Genomic DNA, 9,607 nt, shown 5'->3' on the forward strand with positions numbered 1-9,607 from the left:
TGGACAAAGCCGGCTAAGGCGATTTTCGCCAAGCTGGCCCGCGTTCCTGCACCTTCCGTCTGAGTCAGTGCACTAGCTAGCGCCTAACGGTCTCATCTCGGTCGATGTAGCGTATGAACGACTGCTTTCGACATCGATCCAAACAGCACCAAATGGCGCACTTGAGGGCGCGAAGCGGTCATCCCCAGCGTGGCCCGGGAAGTTTGCAAGGGGTCAAAGTTTCTCATAGCCTTTGAGGAGGAAGCGCCATAAGTCGACGTTAGGCGAACGCCTGAAAGCAGACACTGGCGTCCAGAGACTGGTATAGTTGCTGCGACACGAGCACCGCCTTGCGTACCCGCGACTCTGCTGCTTTTATCAGACGATCGCTGCCTCGCCCTTGCCGATCGATATTCGCATGAACGAACTGCCACCCTGGACTGAGCACCCTTTCGGGATTGTTCCGGAAAATGAACATGAACGACGGACTCTCGAGTATGGCGACCTCCTTCAAGCTACGGCCGGCGAGTCTGACCGTGGACTAGTGATCACCGCGGCCGCGCACGTTGAAGTGTACCTCGAACGGATTCTGAGGGCGTTCTTGATTGACGATGCTGATGTTAAGGAGCTCTTTGAGGGACCGTTCGCACCTTTTGGATCGCTCTCAGGTAAGATCAAGGCCGCGCGGCTAATGGGCCTCATCACAAAGGAGGAAGCGAGACGAGTCGATGCAATACGCAAGGTCCGCAACGTTTTTGCTCACGAGGTCAACGCGAGCTTCGACCACCCAGATGTCAAGAAGCTCTGCGCGAAATCGCCCATCAACGATAGCCGACTCGTAGACCGGGACGCGTTTCTGCACATGGCGATGAATACCGTCATCCGGTTGATCTACAGAGACATCGGAGTGGCCACTCGCCACAAGCGGAAGCCGCTAACGAACGAAGAACGGGATCAGTTGGACAACTTTCAACCTGCTCACAACAGCCAATAATCTCGCGCCTCTGAAACGAGGCATCGCGGGCGAAAGCCGACAGCGCCAGAAAGGGGCATCGACCTTGCCATAAGCTAGACGTTCCCGCAACCAAAATTCCAGCTAGCGCACGACTTCGGTACCGAAATGTGGTCGTCGACGACCCAATAAAATCTGGTGCCGGTGCTCAAGCCGGGCCCCTACCCAACCACCGGAACCGCTGCCATAATCGCGGAGGTTGAGAATCGGCCGACGACATGGGGGGAGTGACGTGTTCCTTACCAAGGTAGTGATCGAGAACTACCGCTGCTTACAGCGCTGCACCACAGCGCTGAACGACAAACTCAACATCATCGTCGGCAATAACGAATGTGGAAAATCGACCCTGGTGGAGGCCATCCATTTGGCCTTGAGCGGCTATTTGAACGGCCGGTCGATCCCGACTGAACTTCATCCCCACCTGTTCAACATCACGACTGTGCGGGAATATATCGAGCGACTCCGGGCGGGCCGGCCAGCGCAACCACCCCACGCACTGATCGAGCTGTACTTCGCTGACCATGAAAGCTTGGCCCACTTGAAGGGCACGAACAATTCGAGCAAGGACAACTGCCCTGGCGTCAAGCTCCTCATCGAATTCGATGAAAACTACGCAGAGGAATACAAAGCCTACGTCGCGGACCCAGCGGCCATCCGGACAGTTCCGGTAGAATACTACGCGGTCCGGTGGCGGAGCTTTTCTGACTGCGACATCACAGCCCGATCCATCCCGATAAAGCCGAGCTTGATCGACGCGAGCACCATTCGGAACAATGCGGCTGCCAGCCGCTATGTCGTTGACATTATGAAGGACAGCCTCACACGTAAGCAGCAGGTGGATCTCGCGCTGGCGTACCGGCTAATGAAGGACAAGTTCCTCCAAGAAAGCCGGGTCGAGGCTATAAATCAGGCGCTTGCGGCGAAGAAGGGCTCGATTTCGGACAAGGCACTGACGGTCTCCTTAGACACGTCGTCCCGCACCAGTTGGGAGTCCGGCGTGATGCCGCAGCTCGACGACGTTCCCATGTCCCTCGTCGGCAAGGGCGAGCAGAACAGTGTGAAAATCAAGCTGGCCTTGGAAACCTTTTCCGAGTCCCACCTTGTATTGATTGAGGAACCAGAGAACCATCTATCCCACTCGAATCTCAACACCCTCATCGAGCACATCGCGTCCGCGCGGGGCGATCGACAGCTCATCATCACGACCCACAGCAGCTTCGTCCTGAACAAGCTTGGCGTGGAAAACGTGCTGCTGTTCGGTCGATCGAAGAGCTTGACGCTCAGGGACCTGACACCGGAGACCCAGGATTACTTCCTGAAGCTGCCCGGGCATGACACGCTGCGATTGATCCTCGCTGAGCGGGCGATCCTAGTGGAAGGTCCCTCCGACGAGCTGATCGTGCACCGCGCCTATTTCCGGCGTCATGGTAGGATGCCCTTGGCGGCCGGAGTCGACGTGATCACCGTGAACTCCCTAGCCTTCAAACGATTCCTAGAGATCGCCAAGATCCTCGGACGCCGCGTCGATGTGGTCACTGACAACGATGGCGACCTACATGCGCTTGAGCGGAAGTACGCTGAATACTTCGGACAGGCGGGCATAGAAATCCGTTACGACACCGACATCGCGGCGCCAACCCTGGAGCCACAGTTGCTAAAGGCGAACGGCCGGGCCAAGATCAACAATATCCTCGGTAAGAGCTTCGCCAGCGACGACGAGCTCCTGAATTACATGCACTCGAACAAAACCGAGGTTGCCCTTCGATTCTTTGAGACCGGCGAGGAATGGATCACTCCACCTTACATCGAGGATGCCATTGCCTAATGAGATCATCATTGCGGCCGCTGGCGGCGGGAAAACCACCCGTATCGTCCAACGATCCGCCGCGCACTCAAGGCGCGCCGCGCTGGTCACCTACACGACCAACAACGTGCAAGAATTGCGGAGCCGGTTCTACGAAATCGGCTCTGCGACTCCGCCCCACGTCGAAATCTGGTCTTGGTATCGCTTTCTCCTCCACGAACTGGTGCGGCCCTATCAGCTAGCGCTGGCAAAGCGCCGGATCGATGGGCTGCACTATGTCGAAGGCCAGTCCGCGCTCTACACAAAGAAGAGCGACATCTCGCGATACTTCCTCTCCGATGGGGGGCGACTGATTTATTCCGACAAAGTCTCCGAGTTTGCCCTGGCTTTAAACGAAGTGTCGTCTGGCGCGGTCGTTGCTCGTCTGGCCCAACGCTTCGCGACGGTATACGTGGACGAGATTCAGGACCTAGCCGGCTATGACTTGGACCTGCTGGAACTCTTGTTACGATCCGACATAGACATCGTGCTCGTCGGGGATCACCGTCAGGCAACCTTTAGAACGAATAATTCTCCGAAAAACAAGGCATTTGCCGGCACGAAGATCATCAATAAGTTTCGCGCTTGGCACAAGGCCAAGTTGGGTCAGCTCATTTTTGAGCGAGAGACCCATCGGTGCCACCAACGGATCGCCGATTTGGCGGACGCGCTTTTCCCGAACGAACCGACCACCCTCTCAAAAAACGAAACGGTCACAGGGCATGACGGCGCATTCGTGATCGGCCGTGCGTCCGTTGAAAGCTATTTCGCCCGATTCAGCCCCCAGGTGCTGCGGCTCGACCGAACAACGCATTGCAACCAATACCCAGCGCTGAACTTCGGCGACTCGAAGGGGATGACCTTCGACCGAGTTCTCATTTTTCCCCATAAGAAGGCGCAGACTTGGCTTGCCTCAGGCGATTTCAAGCACGTCGCTGGATCTGCGGCGAAATTGTACGTCGGCATCACTCGCGCTAGGCACTCGGTTGCTTTCGTGCACGACGGTCCATGTCGGCTCAAGGGTGTAGTTCGCTTCGCCTAAGCTGGGGGGCCCGAAAGTGGAAGTCGCCAGTGTGTCTAAGGGTCATTTTTTCGTTTCGTGGAGCCAAAGCGCGCTCGGTTGCAGGGCACGCCCCGCCCGGAAGGCGGGGCGCGATATCGGTCAGTCACCGTTGCGGCGGCTCGGGCGGGACCAGATCAGGCTGTAGCCCTCGCCGCTCTCGTCGTCGAACAGATTGGCGAAGATCGGGGCGTTGAAGCTCGGATCGTCGAGCTTGAGGCCGAGATAGTCGCGTCCCTCGTTGGAGCGCTTGGACCAGGCGGCTCCGATCTCGGCGTTATGCGGTGCACCGCATAAAGTGGATTATGCGTAGCGCGCGATTATGCGGAGTCTGTCGCCGGGAGTGGCGGTTTTCCGGGGCTTTGGCGGCGATCTCGCTCCGCATAATAACGGGGCGAAGTCCGCGGCGCCCTGCTGTGTGGCGGGGCGCCGCGGGCGCCGATCAGCGCGACCAGATCAGCGCGTATTCGCCGTTCTCGCCCTCGAACAGGTTGGCGTAGATGGGGGCGGTGAACGACGGGTCGTCGAGCTTGACCGAGTGATAGGTGCGGCCCTCCTTCGAGGTCCGGCGCCATGCGGCGCCGATCTCGACCCCTGAGACGATCACCCGGAGGTCGGGCGCCTTGTCGCTGGTGGAGGCGGGATCGCTGGGGACGAGGCGCGCCTTGGCGTCGATCGCGAGGGTCTTGATGGCGCCGGTGTAGACGCCATCGTTGCTGCGGATGAACGAGCCGATCTGGGACATGATGTAACTCCTCTTGCTGTGTTCCAAGCCCGCGACCATCGCGGCCTTGTGGCGATCAGGAGCCCCATGACGGCCGCCCCGCACCTGCAAGGCCGCAGCGCCAGCGAAGGACGGCAAGAGCCGAGCTTCTTGTTTCGCGAGGAGCGGCGCAGCCGCGGGGAAGAAGGTCGGCGACGCCGTTGCGGGGACGAGGCCGGGTCGAAGACCGCATCCTGGGGCCAATCCGCCCACACAAAGGCCCGTTGGTCGCGGCGGCGACACCGCGCTCAAGGAGAACGCCCCCAGCATCGATCAGGCGCCGCGCTCGATGGCGATCACCGATCAGCGCGCGATCGCCGCTTTGGACATTGAAGCCCACGCTCCAAAGTCCGCCTCCAACCAACGAGGAGGCAAACCATGCCAACAGGTGTCTATGTAAGGAAGAATGACGTCAAAGACCGATTGCGGGCGGGACTTGCCGCCGATCACGCCGACGATTTTACCGCGTGGCTGCGACAACGGCGTTATACCGAGAAGACGATCGTCGAGCGGATCAGGCTGTTGGCGTGCTGGACGCATTGGGCGCGCGAGAAGGGCTATGCGTTCGACACGATCCGGGCCGCGCACGCCGCATCATCTGCGCTGATCGACGCAGGATATCGCCCGCGCTTCCGGGGCGACGTGAACGAGGACGCTGTCGAAACGGGCAAGCTGTTCATCGCCTATCTCGAGGATCGTGGGCTGTTGCCGAGGTTGCCGTTGCCGCCGCCGTCGCCGCCGCTCGTTGCCGACTATATGGCGTGGGCGCGCGATCAGCACGGGCTGGCCGAGACGACGCTCGGAACCTACGCGTACGCGATCATCCCCTTTGTCGAGGCGCTCGGCGACGATCCAGCGGCCTATGACGCCGCCGCGATCCGCGGCTATATGCTGGGCCGAGCAGGCTCCGTGTCGACCGCTCGCCTCAACGGCATCGGCGTTGCGATCCGCGCGTTTCTGCGCTTCCTGATCGCGACGGGTCGCTGCCCACCGGGACGCGACCGCGCCATGCCACGGGCGGCGAGGTGGCGGCTTGCCTCGACCCCGCGCTTCCTGCCCGAAGATGACATCGCGCGCGTCATCGCCGCGTGCGACGGAGAACGGCGGCTGCGCGACCGCGCGATCATCCTGCTGCTGGTGCGGCTCGGGATGCGCGCCAGCGAAGTCGCACGTCTCGGCTTCGACGATATCGACTGGCGACAGGGCCATATCCGGCTGCATGGCAAGGGGCGTCGCGAAGAGCTGCTGCCGCTCAGCCAGGAGGTTGGAGACGCGCTGATCGCCTATATCGAGCGTGGCCGGCCTGCGTTCGCGGCGCGTGCGATGTTCCTCACCGAATATGCGCCACTCAGGCCGATCGACCGCGGCACGATCAAATGCGTGGTGCGGCGCGCGCTCGGGCGCGCGGGAGTCGAGAGTCGATGCAAAGGCGCGCATGTGCTGCGCCATTCGGCGGCGACGTCGATGCTGCGGCACGGGGTGAGCCTCGCAGGCGTGTGCAGTGTGCTGCGCCACCGCTCGCCCGCGATGACCGCGCACTACGCCAAGGTCGACATGACGCTGCTGGCGACGATCACGCAGCCCTGGCCGGGAGACGCGTCATGCTGATCGACGATGCGCATCGCTATATCGTGCTACGCCGCGCGCTCGGCTTCAAGCTCGAAAAAGCGGCCCGCCACCTCGATGCGTTCACCCGCCATGCTGTTGCGAACGGCGACAGGCATATCCGCAACGCGACGGCGCTTGCCTGGACCGCGGCTGTCTCGTCGACGCCGGGCGGCCGGTATCAGCGGCTTCAGGAAATAGCAGACTTCGCCCGATTCCTTCATGCCGAGGATGCTGCGCATGAGATCCCGCAGCATCGTCGGTATTATCGTCCATGCGTTCGGCCCGCGCCGTATATCTATACGTCCGACGAGCTGGCGCGAATGCTCCATGCCGCCGCCAATCTGCGGCGTCAGAAGCCGAGCCCTCTCAGGCAGCACGTCCATGCGATGCTGATCGGACTGCTCGCTGCGACCGGCCTGCGCGTCTCGGAAGCGCTGAATCTGCGGCTCGGCGATCTGTTGCCGGACGGCATGCTGCACATCCGCCAGACCAAGTTCAACAAAAGCAGACTCGTGCCGATGCACTCGAGCGTGAGCGCGGAGCTCGACGCTTATCTGCGTGTCCGGGCGACGGTCGCGGGTCTGGACGACCATGTGTTCCTGACGGTCGGCGGCAGACCGATGGGTCTCGGAGCCGTCCATGCCGCGTTCCATGTCGTCCTGAAAAAGGCCGGGATCGCGCCGGATCGACCACGTCGCCCGCGCATCCATGACTGCGCCACACCTTCGCGACGCGCGCGCTGGCGCGATGCGCGATGCGCCGCGAGGATGTCGCCCGCGACTTCGTGGCGCTCTCGACCTATCTCGGACACGGCCATATCCGATACACCTACTGGTATCTGGAGGCGACGCCCGACTTGATGAGCGACATCGCCGCGGCCGCCGAAATGCTGGCTGCGGAGGTGATCGTATGACGCCGATCGCACCGCTCATCACCGCGTTCCTGCGCGAGCATATGCCTCGGCAGCGCGGGTACAGCGCACATAGCTGCGAGGCCTATGCGACCTGCTTCCGCCTCTTGCTCACCTTCGCCGCCGATCGCCTGAAGACGCGGCCATCGCGGCTTACGCTGGAAGCGATCGACGCCGCGATGGTGCTCGCGTTCCTCGCTCATATCGAGCAAGATCGCGGCAACAGCGCGGCGACGCGCAACTTGCGGCTCGCCGCGATCAAGGCGTTCATGCGCTATGTCGAACTTCAGTGCCCGAGCGCGTTGGCGCAGGTCGCGCAGATCGATGCGATCCCCGGCAAGCGCCATGACCACAAGCTCATCCGGCATCTGACGATGCAGGAGGTGCGCGCCATCCTCGATGCGCCCGACACTTCGACCCGGTCGGGGATCCGTGACCGGGCGATGCTGCACCTGTGCTTCGCGGGCGGCCTGCGTGTCTCCGAACTGGTCGGGATGACGATGAGCCGCGTCACCCTGCAACCCAGCCCCAGCATTCTCGTGTTCGGCAAGGGTCGCCGCGAGCGCAGCCTGCCGCTTTGGAAGGAGACCGCGCGCGACGTTCGCGCCTGGCTCGCGGTGCGCGGGAAGCCGCAAGCGCCCGAGCTGTTCGTCAACGCGCAAGGCATGGCGATGACGCGAGCCGGGTTCGAATATATCCTCGAGAAACATGGTCGGGCCGCCGCGCGACAATGCCCGACGCTGGTTGACCGCACGCTGTCGCCGCATCTGTTGCGGCATAGTTGCGCGGTGCTGATGCTCCAGGCCACGCGTGACATCCGCAAGGTCGCACTCTGGCTCGGTCATGCCGATATCCGGACCACCGAGATCTACCTCGGGATGGATCCCTCGGAAAAGCTCGAGGCCGTCGAAGCGGTGCTCCCGCCCGCGTTGCGACGTGGTCGGTTCAAAGCGCCTGACGCGTTGATCGCGTCGCTGATGGCCGATGCGCACACGGCGCCGCCGTGAGTGCGGACGCCGGGTGTCCGCGATTGTTGCGCCGACGGCATGATCGGGGATGTCTCCTCGAGCGCGGTGTCGCCGCCACGACCAACGGGCCTTTGTGTGTGCGGATCGGCCCCATGATGCGGTCTTCGACCCGGCCTCGTCCCCGCAACGGCGTCGCCGACCTTCTTCCCCGCGGCTGCGCCGCTCCTCGCGAAACAAGAAGCTCGGCTCTTGCCGTCCTTCGCTGGCGCTGCGGCCTTGCAGGTGCGGGGCGGCCGTCATGGGGCTCCTGATCGCCACAAGGCCGCGATGGTCGCGGGCTTGGAACACAGCAAGAGGAGTTACATCATGTCCCAGATCGGCTCGTTCACCCGCAGCAACGATGGCGTCTACACCGGCGCCATCAAGACCCTCGCGATCGACGCCAAGGCGCGCCTCGTCCCCAGCGATCCCGCATCCACCAGCGACAAGGCGCCCGATCTTCGAGTGGTCGTCTCAGGCGTCGAGATCGGCGCCGCATGGCGCCGGACCTCGAAGGAGGGCCGCACCTATCACTCGGTCAAGCTCGACGACCCGTCGTTCACCGCCCCCATCTACGCCAACCTGTTCGAGGGCGAGAACGGCGAATACGCGCTGATCTGGTCGCGCTGATCGGCGCCCGCGACGCCCCGCCACACAGCAGGGCGTCGCGGACATCTAGCCGTTATTATGCGGAGCGACATCGCCGCCAAAGCCCCGGAAAACCGTCACTCCCGGCGCAAGACTCCGCATAATCGCGCGCTATGCATAATCCACTCTGCCCACGTAGACGCGGTGGCTGGGCGCATTCTCGCCGGAGCGGGTGGTTTCGGGGACGATGCGAACATTCTTCGCCTGGACGGAAAGGGTGACGATTTCGCCGGTGAACTCGTTGTTGCCGGTCTTCTTGAAGGTGCCGATGGTCGCCATTTTAAATTCTCCTCGATCTGAAGTTCCGAGCCCGCGCCATTGCGGCCTCGATGGCGATCGAAAGGCTGGAGGCGATCGACGCGGCATCGCTCGCGACCGCAGCGTCAGCGGAGGATGGCGCAAGAGCGACTTTCTTGTCTCGCGAGGAATGACGGCGCAGCCGGCAGGGGAAGAAAGTCGATCGGCGCCATTGCCGCATAGGCGATCGAGGCGCAGCCGGCCTTCGGCCAGATACGCCCATCAAAGAGGCCGCTATGGAGCGCTCGGCCTGACGGGTATCGGGGAGAGTTCGGCGACGGCGTGCGACCGCAAGTATCCGGCGACGAGCGCCGATTATGATGACAATCCTCTGTCCGGCTACAAAATTTCGTCGTCGCTTTCGAGCCGCATATAGAAATGCCTCCCTCGCCGTTGATTGTCGGTGACCTGCCCCTGAAAAATCCCACCAGCATCGATTAGAGTCCGGCCGATTGCAGGACGGACACGATGAAGAAGAAA

8 protein-coding genes and 3 pseudogenes are annotated in these 9,607 nt (G+C 62.2%); 8 read left to right on the forward strand and 3 right to left on the reverse strand.

Annotated features, from left to right (window positions below; all coding sequences use genetic code 11):
* Positions 1-397 precede the first annotated feature (397 nt).
* From ACT53T_RS06615 to ACT53T_RS06625, 3 genes are all read left to right on the forward strand, one after another.
* Entirely contained in the window at positions 398-973 is a 576-nt protein-coding gene (locus tag ACT53T_RS06615; protein ID WP_476160609.1) for a hypothetical protein, read from the forward strand.
* Positions 974-1,223: 250 nt separating this feature from the next.
* A complete protein-coding gene (locus tag ACT53T_RS06620; protein ID WP_476160610.1) occupies positions 1,224-2,816 on the forward strand; it encodes an ATP-dependent nuclease in 1,593 nt (530 codons plus the stop codon).
* Entirely contained in the window at positions 2,809-3,876 is a 1,068-nt protein-coding gene (locus ACT53T_RS06625; protein ID WP_476160611.1) for a UvrD-helicase domain-containing protein, read from the forward strand. Before ACT53T_RS06620 ends, ACT53T_RS06625 begins: the two co-directional genes overlap by 8 nt.
* Before the next feature lie 120 nt (positions 3,877-3,996).
* Here ACT53T_RS06625 and ACT53T_RS06630 read toward each other — a convergent pair.
* Positions 3,997-4,167: pseudogene (locus tag ACT53T_RS06630) on the reverse strand (DUF736 domain-containing protein); the annotation flags it as partial.
* 169 nt (positions 4,168-4,336) lie between these two features.
* Complete coding sequence (locus ACT53T_RS06635) at positions 4,337-4,639, reverse strand: DUF736 domain-containing protein (protein WP_476160612.1); 303 nt, start codon at positions 4,637-4,639, stop codon at positions 4,337-4,339.
* A gap of 396 nt (positions 4,640-5,035) precedes the next feature.
* On the opposite strand from ACT53T_RS06635, the gene ACT53T_RS06640 reads away from it, so the two are divergent.
* The 5 genes and pseudogenes from ACT53T_RS06640 (at position 5,036) to ACT53T_RS06660 (ending at position 8,812) form a co-directional block, all read left to right on the forward strand.
* The gene (locus ACT53T_RS06640) at positions 5,036-6,265 is read left to right on the forward strand and encodes a tyrosine-type recombinase/integrase (RefSeq protein ID WP_476160613.1); all 1,230 of its coding nucleotides are present in this window, start codon (positions 5,036-5,038) and stop codon (positions 6,263-6,265) included.
* 320 nt (positions 6,266-6,585) lie between these two features.
* Positions 6,586-6,903, forward strand: a pseudogene (locus ACT53T_RS06645) (tyrosine-type recombinase/integrase); the annotation flags it as partial.
* Positions 6,904-7,019: 116 nt separating this feature from the next.
* A complete protein-coding gene (locus ACT53T_RS06650; RefSeq protein WP_476160616.1) occupies positions 7,020-7,178 on the forward strand; it encodes a hypothetical protein in 159 nt (52 codons plus the stop codon).
* A complete protein-coding gene (locus ACT53T_RS06655) occupies positions 7,175-8,182 on the forward strand; it encodes a tyrosine-type recombinase/integrase (protein ID WP_476160614.1) in 1,008 nt (335 codons plus the stop codon). The genes ACT53T_RS06650 and ACT53T_RS06655 overlap by 4 nt, the downstream gene beginning before the upstream one ends.
* Positions 8,183-8,509: 327 nt before the next feature.
* Complete coding sequence (locus tag ACT53T_RS06660; RefSeq protein WP_476160615.1) at positions 8,510-8,812, forward strand: DUF736 domain-containing protein; 303 nt, start codon at positions 8,510-8,512, stop codon at positions 8,810-8,812.
* Between the two features lie 138 nt (positions 8,813-8,950).
* On the opposite strand, the pseudogene ACT53T_RS06665 reads toward ACT53T_RS06660, so the two are convergent.
* A pseudogene (locus tag ACT53T_RS06665) lies at positions 8,951-9,196 on the reverse strand (DUF736 family protein); the annotation flags it as partial.
* Positions 9,197-9,607: the final 411 nt, after the last annotated feature.

The organism is Methylosinus sp. DMC45, from assembly GCF_056313885.1.